General features: G+C 73.6%; 1 protein-coding gene. It reads left to right on the top strand.

Going from position 1 to position 18,403, the window contains the following annotated elements; translation table 11 throughout:
- Window positions 1-97 precede the first annotated feature (97 nt).
- Window positions 98-18,391: a type I polyketide synthase gene (locus tag H504_RS0110060; protein WP_051385696.1), complete on the top strand. Its 18,294-nt coding sequence runs from the start codon at window positions 98-100 to the stop codon at window positions 18,389-18,391.
- The last annotated feature ends 12 nt before the right edge of the window (window positions 18,392-18,403 follow it).

The following is an 18,403-nucleotide window of genomic DNA, read 5'->3' as shown; positions in this document are numbered from 1 at the left end:
TTCCCAGCATGGCTTCCGAGCGCCGAGTTCCGCGCGCCCCGCGACCAGCCGCGGTGGGCAGCGCACCGGTCGAGCAGACAGGCGGTGAAACGTGGCGATGGTCGACTCCGCTGAGGTGACCTCCACGGTGGACGGGGAACCGGTCGCCATCCCGGTCGCGGTCGTGGGGATGGCGTGCAGGCTCCCCGGGGCACCGGACGTCGCCGCGTTCTGGCAGTTGTTGCGCGCGGGTCGGGACGCGATCGGGGAAGCGCCCGCCGGGCGGTGGACCGATCCGGCGCTGCCGCACCGGCTGGGCGGGTTCCTCGACCGGGTGGACGAGTTCGACGCCGCGTTCTTCGGGATCTCGCCGCGGGAAGCGGCGGCGATGGACCCGCAGCAGCGGTTGGTGCTGGAGCTGGGTTGGGAGGCCCTGGAGGACGCCAGGCTGCGTCCGTCGGCGTTGCGGGGAACCGCGACCGGTGTGTTCGTCGGCGCGATCTGGGACGACTACGCGAGGTTGTCCTACCAGCAAGGCATCGAGGCGATCAGTTCGCACACGATCACCGGTGTCCACCGGGGGATCCTGGCGAACCGGCTGTCCTATGTGCTCGACCTGCACGGGCCGAGCGTGACCGTGGACTCGGGGCAGTCGTCGTCGTTGGTGTCGGTGCACCTGGCGTGCGAGAGCCTGCGCCGCGGTGAGTCCACCGTGGCCATCGCCGGTGGGGTCAACCTGAACATCCTCGACGACAGCACGATGGCCGCGGCCCGGTTCGGCGGCCTCTCGCCGGACGGCCGGTGTCACACCTTCGACGCGCGGGCCAACGGCTACGTCCGGGGCGAGGGTGGCGGCGTCGTGGTGTTGAAGCCGCTGGCGAGCGCCCTGGCCGACGGGGACCGCGTGCACTGCGTGATCCTGGGCGGCGCGGTGAACAACGACGGCGCGACCGAGGGCCTGACCGTGCCGGGAGTCAAGTCCCAGCAGGAGGTCCTGCGAGCGGCCTACCGGCACGCCGGGGTCTCCCCGGACCGAGTCGGGTACGTGGAGTTGCACGGAACCGGAACCAAGGTCGGCGACCCGGTCGAGGCAGCGGCGTTGGGGGCGGTGCTCGGTCGGGATCGCGCCGAGCCGCTGCGGGTGGGGTCGGCCAAGACCAACGTGGGCCACTTGGAGGGCGCGGCCGGGATCGTCGGCCTGCTCAAGGCCGCGCTCAGCCTCCGCAACCGCGAGTTGCCGCCGAGCCTGAACTTCAGCACGCCGAACCCGGACATCCCGCTGGCCGACCTGGGCCTGCGGGTCCAACAGGAGTTGACGCCCTGGCCGGGTGGCCCGCGGTACGCGGGTGTCAGCTCGTTCGGCATGGGCGGCACGAACTGCCACCTGGTCCTCACCGAGGCGGCGACCGCCGAGCCCCGGCAGGCCGCTGCTCCCGCGACGGTCCCCTTGCTGCTCTCCGCCAAGTCGGCGGCCGCGCTGCGCGGTCAGGCGGCCAGCTTGCTGTCCACTGTGGACATCGAGGCGGCTGGGGTCGGTTTCTCGCTGGCCACCACCCGGGAGGCGTTCGACCACCGCGCCGCCGTCGTCGCCGGTGATCGTGACCGCCTGGTCGACGGCCTGCGCGCACTGGCCGCGGGAGAACCGGCAGCGGGCGTGGACTCGGCCGTGGCCGCTCCGGGTGCGCTGGCGTTCCTGTTCACCGGACAGGGCACCCAGCGACCGGGGATGGGTCGCTCGTTGTACGAGACCTTCCCGGTGTTCGCGGCGGCGCTGGACGAGGTCTGCGCCGCGGTCGACCCACACCTGGACGTGCCGCTGCGGGATGTCCTGTGGGCCGACTCCGAAGCGCTGCACCAGACCCGGTACACCCAGCCCGCGCTGTTCGCGATCGAGGTCGCGTCGTACCGGCTGGTCGAGTCCTGGGGAGTGCGGCCCGACCACCTGGCCGGGCACTCGGTCGGCGAGTTCGCCGCCGCGCACGTGGCCGGTGTGCTGTCGCTGTCGGACGCGGCTGCCCTGGTGGCGGCCCGCGGCAGGCTCATCCAGGCGCTGCCCGCAGGTGGCGTGATGATCTCCGTGGCGGCCGCCGAGGACGAGGTGTCCGACCTTCCCGACGGCGTGTCCGTCGCAGCGGTCAACGGCCCCCGGTCGATCGTGCTGTCCGGCGCGGAGGCGGTGACCGTTCGCGTCGCCGAAGAGTTCGCCGCCCGTGGCCGCAAGACCACGAGGCTGGTGGTCAGCCACGCGTTCCACTCCGAACTGATGGAGCCCGCGTTGGCCGCGTTCAGCGCGGTCGCCGAGGGCGTCACGTTCCACCCGCCTCGGATCCCGATCGTCTCGACCGTGACCGGCACCCCCGCCGCCGACACCACTTCGGTCGAGTACTGGGTGGACCACGTCCGCCGGACCGTGCGGTTCGCCGACGCCATCCGCGCGCTCGACGACGCCGGGGTGACCACCTACCTCGAACTGGGGCCCGGCGGGACGCTGTGCTCGATGGGGCGCGAGGTCGCCCCCGATGCGTCGTTCCTGCCCGCGATGCGCGGCGAGGACGAACCGGAGGCCGTGGTGTCCGCTGTGGCCGGGTTGCACGTGCGCGGGACGACCGTGGACTGGGCCGCGTTCTTCGGCCCCACCGACACCGTCGACCTGCCCACCTACGCCTTCCAGCGCAGGCGCTTCTGGATAGGCGACCCGGTCACCCCGCTCCCCCGCGAGCAGCGTCCGGCCGAAACACCGGACTCCGCGGACCCGGTGGACAGAGTGGACACGGTGGACAGAGTGGACGGGGTGGAGGGCCTGGCGCACCGGTTGGCCCGGATGGGCGAGCCAGAGCAGCGCCGGTTCCTGCTGGACCTGGTGCGCGCCCAGGTCGGCGCGGTGCTGGGGCACCGTCGGGACGAGGTGACCGGGGACGCCGGTTTCGCCGACCTCGGTTTCGACTCGCTGACCTCGGTGGAGTTCCGGGACCGGCTGGGCACCTCGACCGGCCTGCGCCTGGCCGCCGGGCTGCTGTTCAACCACCCCACACCCGCGCGGGTTGCCGAGCACCTGCGCGATGAACTGCTCGGCAAGACCAGCCGCGCCACGACAGCGGCGGCGGTCGCCGTGGACGACCCGATCGCCGTTGTCGGCATCGGTTGCCGGTTCCCCGGGGGTGTCGCGTCCGCCGAGGACCTGTGGCACCTGGTAGCCGACGAGGTGGACGCCATCTCGGAGTTCCCGACCAACCGGGGGTGGGATCTGGACGCGCTGCGGCACGGGGTGACCGCGTCCGCCACCGGGCACGGCGGGTTCCTGCACGACGCCGACCGGTTCGACGCCGGGTTCTTCCGGATCAGCCCGCGTGAGGCGGCGGCGATGGACCCGCAGCAGCGGCTGCTGTTGACGACCTCGTGGGAGGCGTTGGAGACGGCGGGCATCGATCCGACCGGGCTGCGCGGGGAACGGGTCGGGGTGTTCGTCGGCGCGATGGCCCAGGACTACGGGCCGCGGCTGCACGACGCGGCAGGCGGGCACGGCGGGTACCTGTTGACCGGCAGCACGATCAGCGTCGCGTCCGGCCGGATCGCCTACACGCTGGGCCTGCAGGGTCCGGCGCTGACCGTCGACACGGCCTGCTCGTCGTCGGCGGTGGCCCTGCACCTGGCGGTCCAGGCGCTGCGGCGCCGCGAGTGCACGCTCGCCCTGGGTGGCGGTGCGGCGGTGATGGCGTCGCCGGGCATGTTCGTGGAGTTCAGCCGCCAACACGGGTTGGCCGCGGACGGACGGTGCCGGTCGTTCGCCGCGTCGGCGGGCGGGACGGCGTGGGCCGAGGGTGCGGGCGTCCTGGTGCTGGAGCGGTTGTCCGACGCCGAGCGCAACGGACACCCGGTCCTCGCCGTGATCCGGGGAAGTGCGGTGAACTCCGACGGCGCCTCCAACGGCCTCACCGCGCCGAACGGGCCTGCCCAGGAACGGGTGATAGCGCAGGCACTCGCCGACGCCAGTCTGTCCACAACGGACGTCGATGTGGTCGAGGCGCACGGCACCGGGACCGTGCTCGGCGACCCGATGGAAGCCGACGCGTTGCTGGCCACCTACGGCCAAGACCGGGAGTGGCCACTGCGGCTGGGGTCGATCAAGTCCAACATCGGGCACACCCAGGCCGCCGCAGGCGTCGCCGGGGTGATCAAGATGATCATGGCAATCCGGCACGACACCCTCCCCCGCACCCTGCACATCGACAAACCCACCCCGCACGTCGACTGGGCCGCAGGCGGGATCTCGCTGCTCACCGAGGCGACCCCGTGGCACCCCGGCGAACGGCCGCGGCGAGCCGGGATCTCCTCCTTCGGCATCTCCGGCACCAACGCCCACCTGATCATCGAGGAGGCGCCGGCGCGACCGCTCGCCGACCGCGAACTCCCCGATGCCGCGGTCCCCTGGTTGCTCTCCGGCCACACCGAGGAAGCCGTCCGCGAACAGGCCCGGGTTCTGCGCGACCGGGTGTACGGCACGGTGCGCTCGCAGGACGTCGGCTACCCGCTGGACGTCGGCTACTCGCTGGCCACCGGCCGGGCACGGTTCCCGTTCCGGGCCGCCGCGGTCGGTCGGGACCTGGACGAACTCCGAGCCGGGTTGGCCGCGCTGGCCGAGGGCACGACCCCGGTACCCGCCACGACGGACCGCGAGCCCGTGTTCGTGTTCCCGGGTCAGGGATCGCAGTGGGAACGCATGGCCGTCGACCTCTACCGCGAGTCGCCGGTGTTCGCCCGGCACCTGGACGCCTGCGCCGAGGCGTTGTCGGCGCACGTGGAGTGGTCGCTGGTCGACGTCCTGCACGCCCGTCCCGGCGCGCCCGGACTGGACCGCGTCAACGTCGTCCAGCCCGCGCTGTGGGCGATGATGATCTCCCTGGCGCGGCTGTGGGAGAGCCGCGGTGTGCGACCCGCCGCCGTCATCGGCCACTCCCAGGGCGAGATCGCCGCCGCGCACATCGCGGGCGCACTCACCCTGGCCGACTCGGCGAAGGTCGTCGCCCTGCGATCGCAGGCCATCGCCGCCACCGCGGGCACAGGCGGGATGATGTCGATCCCGTTGCCCGCCGACCAGGTGCGCGGTGACATCGCCGAGTACGACGACCTGCACCTCGCCGCGATCAACGGGCCCGCGGCCACCGTGGTCGCCGGTGCCGCCGACGACCTGCGACGACTGCACGAACGGTACGAGTCCCGCGACGTCCGGGCCCGGATCATCCCCGTCGACTACGCCTCCCACTCCCCGCACATGGAGGCGCTGCGAGAGCCGCTGCTCACCCTCCTCGCGAGCACCAACCCCCAGCCTGCCACCGTCCCGTTCTACTCCACGCTGACCGGTGAACTCCTCGACACCACCGAGTTGACCGCCGACTACTGGTTCCGCAACCTGCGCAACCCGGTCCGGTTCCACCCTGCGGTCAAGGCGATCGTCGAGTCGGGGCACACGCTGTTCATCGAGAGCAGCCCGCACCCGGTGCTGACCGGCGGACTCACCGGGGTCACCGCGCTGGGAACCCTGCGCCGCGACCGGGGCGACCTGGCCCAGTTCACCGCGGCGCTCGCCGAGGCCCACGTCCACGGCGCCACCCCGGACTGGTCCGCCGCCTTCCCCGGTGGCCGCCGGGTCGACCTGCCCACGTACCCGTTCCAGCAGGAGCGGTTCTGGCTCACCGCGGCGATCGCGACCGACGTGACCTCGGCAGGCCAGTCCACAGTGGACCACCCGGTGCTCGCGGCGGCGATCCCGCTCGCGGACGGGACCGGCACGGTGCTCACCGGCCGGGTCTCGCTCACCTCGCACCCCTGGCTGGGCGACCACGCGGTGCACGGGACTCCGCTGCTGCCGGGGACCGCGTTCGTCGACCTCGCCCTGCACGCCGCACGGCACGCGGGCAACATCGGCAATGTCGGCAACACCAGCAACATCACAGTCGACGAACTCACCCTGGAGGCGCCACTCCTGCTCACCGACTCCCCGGTCCAACTCCAGGTCACCGTCACCGGGAGCACTGTCACCGTCCACTCACGACCTTCCGGGGACGGGGACGAGCCGTGGACCCGGCACGCGACCGGCGTTCTCGGGAGTCCCCGGGCCGCCGCCGTCGACGCCGAGTGGCCGCTCCCAGGCGCCGAACGCCTGGACCTCACCGACCTCTACGAACACCTGGTGTCCCTGGGCTACGACTACGGGCCGACCTTCCAGGGCCTGCGCGAAGCCTGGCGCCACGGGGACACCGTGTACGCCGAGTTGGCCCTGCCCGACGACACGGACCCCACCGGCCACGGCATCCACCCCGCGTTGCTCGACGCCGCCCTGCACCCCGTGGTCGCGGGTCTGCTCACGGCGGACCACCCGGGCCCCACCAGGTTGCCGTTCTCGTGGTCGGGGATCACCCTGCACGCCACCGACGCCACCGCCGCGCGGGCCAGGATCCGACCGATCGGGCCGGGCACGGTGGAGATCTCCCTGGTGGACGCCGACGGCGCCCCGGTGATCACGGTCGACGAGCTGTCCCTGCGCCCGATGTCCGCCGAACTGCTCGACCGGGACCGCACCGGTCGCCGGGACTGCCTGTACACAGTGGACTGGTCGGCGACCCCGGTGCGCACCGCCGCGCCGGACCGGTGGATCACCCCGACCGACGACCTCGGCACGCTGCTGACCGACCCGCTGCCCACCACCGTGGCGGTGCGGGTATCGGGCGGCGGCGCGCTGCCGGAGTCCGCGCACGAGGCCGCGCGCAGCGCACTGGACCTGGTGCGCCGGTGGCTCGCCGAGGACCGGCTGGCCGACGTGCGGCTGGTCGTGGTCACCCGGCACGCCGTGGCCACCGGGCCGGACGACCCGGTCCTCGACCTGGCCGCCGCGCCGGTCTGGGGCCTGCTCCGCTCGGCGCAGTCCGAGCACCCCGGCCGGTTCGCACTCGTCGACGGCGACAGTGGTGCCGACACCGATACCGAACCCCTCGAGGCCGTACCGACCGAGGAGCCACAGGTCGCGCTGCGCGGCGGGACAACCCTGGTGCCGCGGCTGGTACGCGCACCCGCCGCCGCGGCGGACCCGGTCGAGTTCGACCGGTCGGGCACGGTGTTGATCACCGGCGGCACCGGGGTGCTGGCCGCGAACCTGGCCCGGCACCTGGTGCACGCGGCCGGCGTGCGGCACCTGCTGCTGGTGAGCAGGCGCGGTCCGGACGCGCCGGGCGCGCTGGAGCTGGAGGCCGAGCTGACCGCGCACGGCGCCGAGATCACCATCGCCGCCTGCGACACCGCCGACCGGGAGCGGTTGCGCGCCGTGCTCGACACCATCCCGGCCGCGCACCCGCTCACCGCCGTCGTGCACACCGCCGGTGTCCTGGACGACGCCACGGTCACCGCGCTCACCGACGACCGGCTCGACCGGGTGCTGCGCCCGAAGGTCGACTCGGCGTGGCACCTGCACGAGCTGACCCGGGATCTCGACCTGGTGGCGTTCGTCCTCTACTCGTCGGTCATGGCCACCACCGGCAACGCCGGTCAGGCCAACTACGCCGCGGGCAACGCGTTCCTGGACGCCCTGGCCCACCACCGCGCCGCCGCGGGTCTGCCCGCGACCGCGCTGGGGTGGGGTCTGTGGGCCGACGAGAGCGGCATGACCGCGCACCTCGCCGCGGCGGATGTCGCCCGGCTGGCGCGGTCGGGCATCCAGCCGATGCAGGCGGAGCCCGCGCTGGCGTTGCTCGACCTCGCCATCGCCGATCCCGCGCCGCACCAACTACCCGTGCGGTTCGATCTGGCCGCCTTGCGCACCCGCGACGACGTGCCCGCGGTGCTGCGGTCGCTCGCCCCACCTCGGATCCGCCAGGCCGCTCGAGCGGGCGTTGGTGACCCGTCGTGGGTGGCGCGCCTGCGCGGGGTCGACGACGCCGAGCAGGACCGACTGGTGCTCGACCTGGTCCGCGCCCAGGCCGCGGCCGTGCTCGGCCACCCCGACCCGGCGCTGGTGGACATCGCCCGTGCCTTCAAGGAGCTCGGGTTCGACTCGCTGACCGCGGTCGACCTGCGCAACCGGCTCACCACCGCGACCGGCCTGCGGCTCTCCCCCACCGCGATCTTCGACCACCCCACTCCCGCCCTGCTCGGCGCCCACCTGCGCGCGGCCCTGCTGGGCGGGTCGACCGACCGGCCGCCCGCCGTCACCGCCACCGGGGCGGACGAGCCGATCGCGATCATCGGCATGAGCTGCCGCTACCCCGGCGGGGTCCGCGGGCCCGACGACCTGTGGCGGCTGGTCGCGACCGGCACCGACGCCATCGGCGAGTTCCCCCCTGGTCGGGGCTGGGACCTGGCCGAGCTCTACGACCCGGACCCGGACAACCCGGGCGGGGTCGCCACCCGGCACGGCGGCTTCCTCGCCGACGCGGACCTGTTCGACGCGGGGTTCTTCGGGATGAGCCCGCGGGAGGCGATGGCGACCGACCCGCAGCAGCGGCTGTTGCTCCGCGCGGCCTGGGAGGCGTTCGAGCGGGCCAACATCGACCCGAGCGGTCTGCGCGGCAGCCGGACCGGGGTGTTCACCGGGGTCATGGACAGCGGCTACGGCTCGCGGCTGCGCCCGGCCCCCGCCGGGTTCGAGGGGTTCCTGCTGGTGGGCAACCAGGCGAGCGTGGCATCCGGCCGGATCAGCTACGCCTTCGGCCTCGAAGGGCCGTCCCTCACCGTCGACACGGCGTGCTCGTCCTCACTGGTCGCCCTGCACCTCGCGGCGGGCGCGCTGCGCTCGGGCGAGTGCGACCTGGCGCTGGCCGGTGGCGTCGCGGTGATCGCCGACCCGCACATCTTCCTGGAGTTCAGCAGGCAGCACGGGTTGTCCCCGGACGGGCGGTGCAGGTCGTTCGGGGCGGACGCGGACGGCACCGGCTGGGGTGAGGGCGTCGGCGTGCTCGTGCTGGAACGTCTGTCGGTCGCCAAGGCCAATGGGCACCGGGTGCTGGCCGTGGTGCGCGGCACGGCGGTCAACTCCGACGGGGCCTCCAACGGGCTGACCGCGCCGAACGGGCCGTCCCAGCAGCGGGTGATCACCCAGGCGCTGGCGGCCGCGAACCTGACCGCCGCCGACGTCGACGCGGTCGAGGCGCACGGCACCGGCACGGCGCTCGGCGACCCGATCGAGGCCCAGGCGCTGCTGGCCGTCTACGGCCGGGCGCGCCCCGCGGCCGACCCGGTGTGGCTGGGATCGATCAAGTCGAACATCGGGCACACCCAGGCCGCGGCCGGGGTCGGCGGCGTGATCAAGATGGTGATGGCCATGCAGGCGGGCCGGTTGCCGCGCACACTGCACGCGGATCAGCCGTCCCCGCACGTGGACTGGGCCGCCGGTGGCGTGCGGCTGCTGACCGAGTCGGTCGCGTGGCCGGAGCGGGATCGGCCGCGCCGGGCCGCCGTGTCGTCGTTCGGCATCAGCGGCACGAACGCACACGCCATCCTGGAGTCGCCCGACAACAGCGGCGACGAGCCAGCCGCTCCATCCGGATCCGCACCGCTCGGCGACCTGGTCCTGGCGTTGTCCGCGCACGACGACGACGCGCTGGGCGCTCAAGCCGACCAACTGGCGGACTGGTTGCGCGACAAGAACACCGACCCGTCCGACGTCGCGTTCACGTTGGCCACCGGTCGTGCCGTCCTGCCCAGGCGGGCCGCCGTGGTCGGCCGGGACCGGGACGAACTCGTCACCGCGTTGTCCGAGCACGCCTGGACGGCGACCGCGTCGGCGGACTCCGGCAAGACCGCGTTCCTGTTCACCGGTCAGGGCAGCCAGCGCCCCGGCGCAGGTCGGGACCTCTACGAACGGCACCCGGTGTTCGCCGAGGCACTCGACGCCGTGTGCGCGCACCTGGACCCGCTCCTCGACCCGCTTGTCGGACAGCCGTTGCGCGACAAGATGTTCGCCGACGACCCGGACGTGCTGAGCGGCACGGACCTGGCCCAACCCGCCCTGTTCGCGTTGGAGGTGGCGCTGTTCCGGTTGCTGGAACACCACGGCGTCGCACCGGACCTGCTGCTCGGGCACTCGCTCGGTGAGCTGGCCGCCGCGCACGTCGCCGGGGTGTTCTCGCTCCGGGACGCGTGCGTGCTGGTCGCCGCCCGGGGCAGGCTGATGGGCGCGGCCCGGACCGGCGGGGCGATGATCGCGGTACGGGTCGCCGAGGCCGAGGTCGCCGCCGAGATCGCCGAGCACGCGGCGGCGGTGTCGATCGCCGCGGTCAACGGTCCCGACTCGACGGTGGTCTCCGGTGATCCGGACGTCGCGCTGGCGCTGGCCGACCGGTGGCGGGCGATGGGGCGCAAGGTGACCAGGCTGCGGGTGAGCCACGCCTTCCACTCCGCCCACATGGACCAGGTGCTGGCCGAGTTCCGCCAGGTCGCTCGGGGCCTGACCTACCACCCGCCGACGATCCCGGTGGTGTCGAACGTGACCGGCGGGATCGCCGCGGCCGCCGAACTGGCCGACCCGGAGTACTGGGTGACCCACATCCGGCGGACCGTCCGGTTCTTCGACGGCGTGCGGTGCCTGGTGGACAACGGAGTCACCACCTGCCTCGAACTGGGCCCGGACGCGACACTGAGCACGGCGGCGGCCGACTGCCTGCCGGACGACTCGACCGTGGCCGTCCCGCTGCTGCGCCCCCGACACCCGGAGAGCAGCACCGTCAACCGGGCGTTGGCGATCGCGCACGTGCGGGGTGTGCCGGTGCGGTGGGACACGGTGTACCCGGGGGCGCGGGCGGTCGACCTGCCCACGTACCCGTTCCAGGAGCGGCGGTACTGGCTGACCGCCGAGCAGCGCCCCGTCGCCCCGGGCGGGATCCGGCATCCGGTGCTGACCGCGGCCGTCGACCTCGCGGGCGACCAAGGACACCTGTTCGTCGGCGCGTTGTCCCCCGGCAGCCACCCGTGGCAGGCCGACCACGCTGTCGCCGACACGGTGTTGCTACCCGGCTCCGCCTGGGTCGACCTCGCCCTGCACGTCGCCGGGCACCTCGGCGCGGGCGCGGTGGCGGATCTGACGATCACCGCGCCGCTGGTGCTGACCGAGGCGACCCCATCGGTGCAGATCGCAGTGGCGGTGCCGGACGAGTTGGGCAGGCGGGCGTTCGAGATCCACTGCCGTACCACCGAGGACCGACCGTGGACCCGGCACGCGGTGGGGGTGCTGGACCCGGAGCCCACCGCCGATCCCGACGACCTCACCACCTGGCCGCCCGCGGCTCCCCCGATCGACCTCACCGACGCCTATCCCCGGCTGGCCGAGCGCGGCTACCACTACGGTCCCGCGCTGCGCGGACTGGTGGCGGCGTGGCGGGCCGGTGACGACCTGTTCGCCGAGGTCGCGCTCCCGCCCGAGGTAAAGCCGTTCACCATCAGCCCCGCGCTGCTCGACTCGGTGCTGCACGTCCTGGCGGTCGAACGGCTCGACCGGGGCGAGGTCCTGCTGCCGCACGCGTGGTCCGGGGTCCGCTCGCACGCGGCCGCTCCCGACCGGGTCCGCGTCCGGCTGACCGCCACCGGCCCCGACTCGTACGCCCTGGTGGTCGCCGACCCGACCGGTGTCCCCGTGCTGTCGGCGGCGGGGATCACGCTGCGACCGGTCCCGACCGACCAGTTGGTCCCGGCAGGCCGGACGGGCGAGTTGTTCGCCCTGTCTTGGACCGAAACCAACCCCGAGCCGGTCGCCGCCGTCGCCGCGGACTGGTCCGACGAGTCCACTTGGGACACTTCGGCGGCGGTCCTGGTCACCGCGGTCCCGACGACGTCCGACGCGCGTTCCCTGACACACCGGGCGCTGGCACTGGTGCGGCACTGGCTCGCCACGGCGCCCGGTCGGCTCGTCTTCGCCACCCGGGGCGCGGTCAACCTGCAAGCGGACACCGTCGACCCCGCCCCCGCCGCGGCAGCGGTGTGGGGCTTGGTCCAAGCCGCCCAGCTCGAACACCCCGGCCGGTTCGGCCTCGTGGATTCTGACAGCGACATCGGCGCCGACCCGGCGGTGACCACCGAACCGCAGGCGCTCGTGCGCACCGGGCGGGTCCACCGGCCTCGACTGACCACAGTAGACGATCCTGCGGCCGCCGAGCTGACCGTGGGCACCGCGCTGATCACCGGCGGCACCGGACGGCTGGGTGGCCTGATCGCCCGGCACCTGGTGCGCCGCCACGGTTTCCGCGAGTTGGTGTTGCTCAGCCTGCGCGGCCGGGACGCGGACGGCGCGGCCGAGTTGGTGGCCGAGTTGAACGACCTGGGCGCCCGGGTCAGGGTCGTCGCCTGCGACGCGGCCGACCGGGCCGCGCTGGCGCAGGTCATGGCGGGCCTTCAGTTGACGGTGGTCGTGCACGCGGCCGGTGTCGTCGACGACGGCGCGGTCGAGTCGCTGACCGGTGATCGCGTCGACACGGTGTGGGACCCGAAGGCGACAGCCGCGTGGAACCTGCACGAGTTGACCGCAGCCACTCCCCTGTCGGCGTTCGTGCTGTTCTCCTCCGTCGCGGGCACGCTCGGCAACCCCGGCCAGGCCAACTACGGCGCCGCCAACGCCTTCCTGGACGCACTCGCCCGGCTCCGGCACACCCGGGGCCTGCCCGCGACCGCCCTGGCCTGGGGGCTCTGGGAGGGCACCGGCATGGCGGCCGGGCTGAGCGAGACCGGCCGGGCAAGGCTCGCCCGGTCGGGCCTGCTGCCGATGTCGCCGGAGGACGGGTTGGCGCTGTTCGACGCCGCCCTCGGCACGGGCCTTCCCGCGCTCGTGCCCGCCCGGATCAGCCGGGCCGCGCTCGACGCCGACAACCCGGCGCTCCCGGTGGCGCTGCGCGGCCTGGCCCGCCGTACCCGCCGCTCCACCGCGCGGGCTCCCCTCGCCCGCCGGATCGCGGACCTGCCCGCGCGGGAGCGGCAAGACTACGTGCTCGACCTGGTGCGCGGCCACGTGTCCGCCGTACTCGGGCACGGCTCGGCGGCCGACATCGAGCCGGGGCAGGCGTTCTTCGACATCGGGTTCGACTCGTTGACCGCGGTGGAGTTGCGCAACCGGCTGATGGCCGAGACCGGGCAGGTGCTGCCGACCACCGTCGTCTTCGACCACCCGTCCCCGGCCGCGCTGGCCCGATTCGTGCTCGGTGGACACGAACAGGCCCGGGTGGCGCGCGCGGCACCGGTGGCCGACGACCCGATCGCCATTGTCGGCATGGCCTGCCGCTACCCCGGTGGGGTACGCGATCCGGAGCAGTTGTGGCGGCTGGTGCTGGCGGGCACCGACGCGATCGGTCCGTTCCCCACCGACCGCGGCTGGCCGACCGACCTGTACTCGCCGTCGCCCGATGAGCCGGGCAAGTCGTCGGTCCGAGAGGGCGGGTTCCTCTACGACGCCGCCGAGTTCGACCCGGAGTTCTTCGGCATGAGTCCCCGCGAGGCGATGACCACCGATCCGCAGCAGCGGCTGCTGCTGGAGACCTCGTGGGAGGCGTTCGAGCACGCGGGCATCGATCCGACCTCGCTGCGCGGCGGCGGTGTCGGGGTGTTCACCGGCATCATGTACAGCGACTACGGCGCTCGGTTGCACCAGAGCACTTCGTCCACACCGGACTACGAGGGATACCTGGTCAGCGGCAGCGCGGGCAGCATCGCCTCCGGCCGGGTCGCCTACACCTTCGGTTTCCAGGGCCCGGCGCTCACCGTCGACACGGCGTGTTCGTCGTCGCTGGTGGCATTGCACCTGGCCGCGCAGGCGTTGGCGCGCGGCGAGTGCGACCTCGCGCTGGCAGGCGGGGTGACCGTGATGGCCAGCCCGGCGACCTTCGTCGAGTTCGCCCGCCAGCGCGGCCTGTCCCCCGACGGCCGGTGCAAGGCGTTCGGCGCCGAAGCGGACGGCACCGGGTGGGCCGAGGGCGCGGGCATGCTCCTGGTCGAACGGCTCTCCGACGCCGAACGCAACGGGCACCCGGTGCTCGCCATCGTCCGGGGCAGCGCGGTCAACTCCGACGGCGCCTCCAACGGTCTCACCGCACCCAACGGGCCCGCCCAGGAGAAGGTCATCCGGCAGGCGCTTGCCAACGCCCAACTGTCCACCAAGGACGTGGACGCGGTGGAGGCACACGGCACCGGCACCCGGCTCGGTGACCCGATCGAGCTGCAGGCCCTGCTGAACACCTACGGTCGGGACCGGGAGCGGCCGCTGTGGCTCGGCTCGGTCAAGTCCAACATCGGCCACACCCAGGCCGCCGCCGGGGTCGCCGGGATCATCAAGATGGTCATGGCCATGCGCCACGGCACCCTGGCCAAGACGCTGCACGTCAACCACCCGACCCCGCACGTGGACTGGTCGAGCGGCGCGGTGTCACTGGTGTCCGAACCGACCGAGTGGCCGGACAACGGCCGTCCGCGTCGCGCGGCGGTGTCCTCGTTCGGGATCAGCGGCACCAACGCCCACGTCGTACTCGAACAGGGCCCGCCCGCCGACGAACCCACCGCGAACCCCGACTCACCGGTCGCCCTTGTCCTGTCGGGCCGGACGCCCGAAGCGCTGTCCGCCGCGGCGGGCAGGCTGCGTGACTTCCTCACCGACAACCCTTCCGCCGCACTGACCGACGTCGGGTCGACCCTGGCCACGAGCCGGGCCCGGCTCGACGAGCGCGCCGCGGTCGTCGCCGAGGACCGGGAAACCGCCCTTGCGGGTCTGGACGCCCTGGCCGACGGCGTTGCACACCGGTCGCTGGTGTCTGGCCGCCCGACCTCCGGACGCACCGCGTTCCTGTTCACCGGGCAGGGCAGCCAGCGGGTGGGCATGGGCCGTGAGCTGTACCAGTGGTTCCCGGTGTTCGCCGCGGCGTTCGACGAGGTGTGCGCGGAACTGGATCCACGGCTGAACACCGGGGTCCGCGACCTGATCATGGACGAGGCCGTGCACCGAACCGGGTACGCCCAGCCCGCGCTGTTCGCGGTGGAGGTGGCGCTCTACCGGTTGGCCCGGCACTGGGGACTGGAACCGGACTACCTGGTCGGCCATTCGATCGGCGAGATCGCCGCGGCGCACGTGGCGGGCGTGTTCTCACTCGCCGACGCCGCGACCCTGGTCACCGCGCGCGGACGGTTGATGGAGGCCCTGCCTGAAGGCGGTGCCATGGTCGCCATCGAGGCACCGGAGGACGAGGTCGCCCCCGTTGTGTCCACTGTGGACCAGGTGGGGATCGCGGCCGTGAACGGACCTCGGTCGACGGTGATCTCCGGGGACGCCAACGCGGTACGCGGGATCGCCGACCAGTTCCGGGAACGCGGCCACCGGGCCCGGGAACTCCGGGTCAGCCGGGCGTTCCACTCGCCGCACATGGAACCGGTTCTCGACGACTTCCGGGCCGTGGTCGCCGGTCTCAGCCTCAACCGGCCGACCATCCCGGTGGTCTCCAACGTCACCGGCGGGTTCACCGACGAGGTAACCGACCCCGACTACTGGGTGCGGCACGTGCGCGAGACCGTCCGGTTCGCCGACGGCGTGCGACTCCTGCACGACCACGGCGTCACCCGGTTCGTCGAGATCGGTCCGGACGCGGTGCTCACCGGCATGCTCGCGCAGAACCTGGCCGAGTCAGCTCCGGTGGCCATCGCGCTGTCCCGGCGGAACCGCCCGGAAGTGCTCACCGCGATCACCGCTCTGGCCACCGCGGACGCGCACGGAATCTCGGTCGACTGGTCCACTGTGTACCCGGGTGCCCGCGGGATCACCTTGCCCAGCTACCCGTTCCAGCGCGACCGCTACTGGCTGGACGCACCGGAACCGGTCGCGGGCGCCGCCGCCCTCGGGCTCGGGGACGCCGCACACGCCCTGCTCGGGGCGGCGGTCGACCTGCCGGACACCGGTGCACTGGTGTGCACGGGCCTGCTGTCGACCCGGCGGTATCCGTGGCTCGCCGACCACGCCGTGTCCGGCGCGGTGCTGTTGCCCGCGGCAGCCGTCGTCGACCTCGCGCTCTGGGCAGGCGGGCAAGTCGGCCTCGACCACCTCGACGAACTCGTCCTGCGGTCGCCGTTGGTGGTACCGGAAGACGGCACGGTCCAGGTCCAGTTGACCGTCGACGGACCGGACGACACCGGTCGACGGGCGGCCAGGCTGTACTTCCGCGACGGAGCGGACTGGGTGCCGCACGCCGACGCCACCCTCGCCGCGGGCGAGGCACAGCCGGGCACCCTCGCCTGGCCACCGGACGCCGAAACCGTGGACGTGGCGGACTTCTACGACTCGCTGGCCGACCGCGGCTACCACTACGGCCCGTCGTTCCAAGGTCTGCAGGCACTCTGGCGCGACGGAGACGAGACGTTCGCCGAGGTGCGCCTGCCCGCGGCCGCGGGGTTCGGGATCACCCCCGCGCTGCTCGACGCCGCCCTGCACCCGTTGGCGCTCGACGCCGGACCGCGGCTGCCGTTCTCCTGGTCCGGAGTGCACCTGCACGCGACCGGGGCCGACCTGCTCCGGGTCCGCCTCACCCGGCACAGCCAGGACAGCTACGGCCTGCTGGCGGTGGACGAGTCCGGTGCCCCGGTCATCTCGGTCGACGAACTGGTCGTCCGCGCGGCATCGCCGGTTCGACGGCGGGTGCCGGAGTCGTTGCGCGCCCTGACCTGGCCGGTGATCACCGTCCCCGGCGGCTCGACCACCGGCACCCGCTGCGCCGATCTCGACGACCTGCCCGTCCAGGTCCCCGACTCCGTGCTGCTGGACTGGGCGGTGACCGACGAACCCGGCCCCGCGGCGAGCGCGACGCTGGCGGTTCTGCGGCGCTGGCTCACCGAGGACCGGTTCCGCGACGCGACCCTCGTCCTGGTCACCCGGGGCGCGGTCGCGGTCGAGCCGGACCACGACGTCCCCTCGCTGGGGGCGGCCACGACCTGGGGCATGGTCCGGGCCGCGCAGTCCGAGCACCCCGGCCGGTTCCGGCTGGTCGACCTGGACGAGCACGCGGACTCCACGCGGGTGCTGCGATCGGCCCTCGCGGCGGACGAACCGCAGTTGGCCGTGCGCGCCGGTCGGGTCCACGTGCCCCGGCTGGCCCCGGCCACCGCGCGGGCCGCTGCCCCCGAGCTGACCGGCACCGTCTTGCTCACCGGCGGCACCGGTGCGCTCGGTGGCCTGGTCGCCCGCAGGCTGGTGTCCGAGCACGGCGTGCGGCACCTGCTGCTGCCCAGCCGCCGAGCCGCGCACGAGTCCCTGGTCGCCGCGCTGCACGCGGCCGGTGCCGAGACGGTCGACGTGGTGGCGTGTGACATCACCGATCGGGGCGCCGTGACCGCCCTGCTGGCCGGGATCCCGGCGGAGCGGCCGTTGTGCGCGGTGGTCCACTCGGCGGGCGCACTCGCCGACGGCGTGTTGGAGAGCCTGACCGACGAGGCGATCGCCGCGGTGGTCGCGCCGAAGGCCGACGCGGCCTGGTTGTTGCACGAACTGACCGCCGATCTCGACCTGGCCGCGTTCGTGCTGTTCTCCTCGGTCGCCGGGATCGTCGGCAGTGCCGGGCAGGCGAACTACGCGGCGGCGAACACGTTCCTCGACGGACTGGTGCGGCACCGGCGGTTCCTCGGTCTCCCCGGGCAGTCCCTGTGCTGGGGTCTGTGGGACACCGGCATGTCCGACCGGCTCAGCGGAGCCGACCGGGCCCGCCTGCACCGCCAAGGAGTGCGGGCGCTGTCCGAGACCGAGGGGTTGGAGCTGTTCGACGCCGCGCTGCGGTCGGACTCCCCGGTGCTGGTGCCCGCCGCGTTCGACCAGGCCGCCCTGCGCGACGGCGCCGAGTCCGGGACCCTGCCCGCCGTCCTGCGTGATCTGGTCCGGGTGCCCAGGACGCGGGTGGTCGAACCCGCGCGCGGGCTGACGTGGGCCGACGAGCTGGCCGCGATTCCCGCCGACGAGCGGGAAGCGGTCCTGGTCGAGCGGATCCGGCTGGTCGTGGCAGCGGTGCTGGGACAGGCCCGACCCGAGTCGATCAACCCCGAGCGCGGCCTGCTCGACCTCGGCTTCGACTCGCTGACCGCGGTCGAGCTGCGCAACCGGCTCGGCGCCGCGACCGGGCTGCGGTTCGGCACGACGCTGGTCTTCGACCACCCGACGATCATCGCGCTCGCCGGGCACGTGCGCGACCGGCTCATCCCGGCCGCGCCCACCGCGCTCGACGAGGTCGAGCGGCTGGCCGAGGTGATCGCCGCGGCCGGGCCGGACAGCGCGGTCGCGGCTCGGCTGCGGGAGCTGCTGCGCCGGGTCGACCCGGCCGACCCAGTCGACCACGCCGACCACGCCGCGCCGGTGCTCGCCGCGGCCTCAGACGACGAGATCTTCGACTTCATCGACAGCGAGCTCGGTCCGCGGCTGGACCGCTGAGCACCGCACCCC

Origin of the sequence: Actinokineospora inagensis DSM 44258, assembly GCF_000482865.1 — a bacterium.
Classification (GTDB): Bacteria; Actinomycetota; Actinomycetes; order Mycobacteriales; family Pseudonocardiaceae; genus Actinokineospora; species Actinokineospora inagensis.
This window is presented reverse-complemented; position numbering and strand designations above follow the sequence as displayed.

What these genes read in the sequence shown, in the direction of transcription:
- H504_RS0110060 (WP_051385696.1), top strand. Translation starts at nt 98, where the DNA reads ATGGTCGACTCCGCTGAGGTGACCTCCACGGTGGACGGGGAACCGGTC.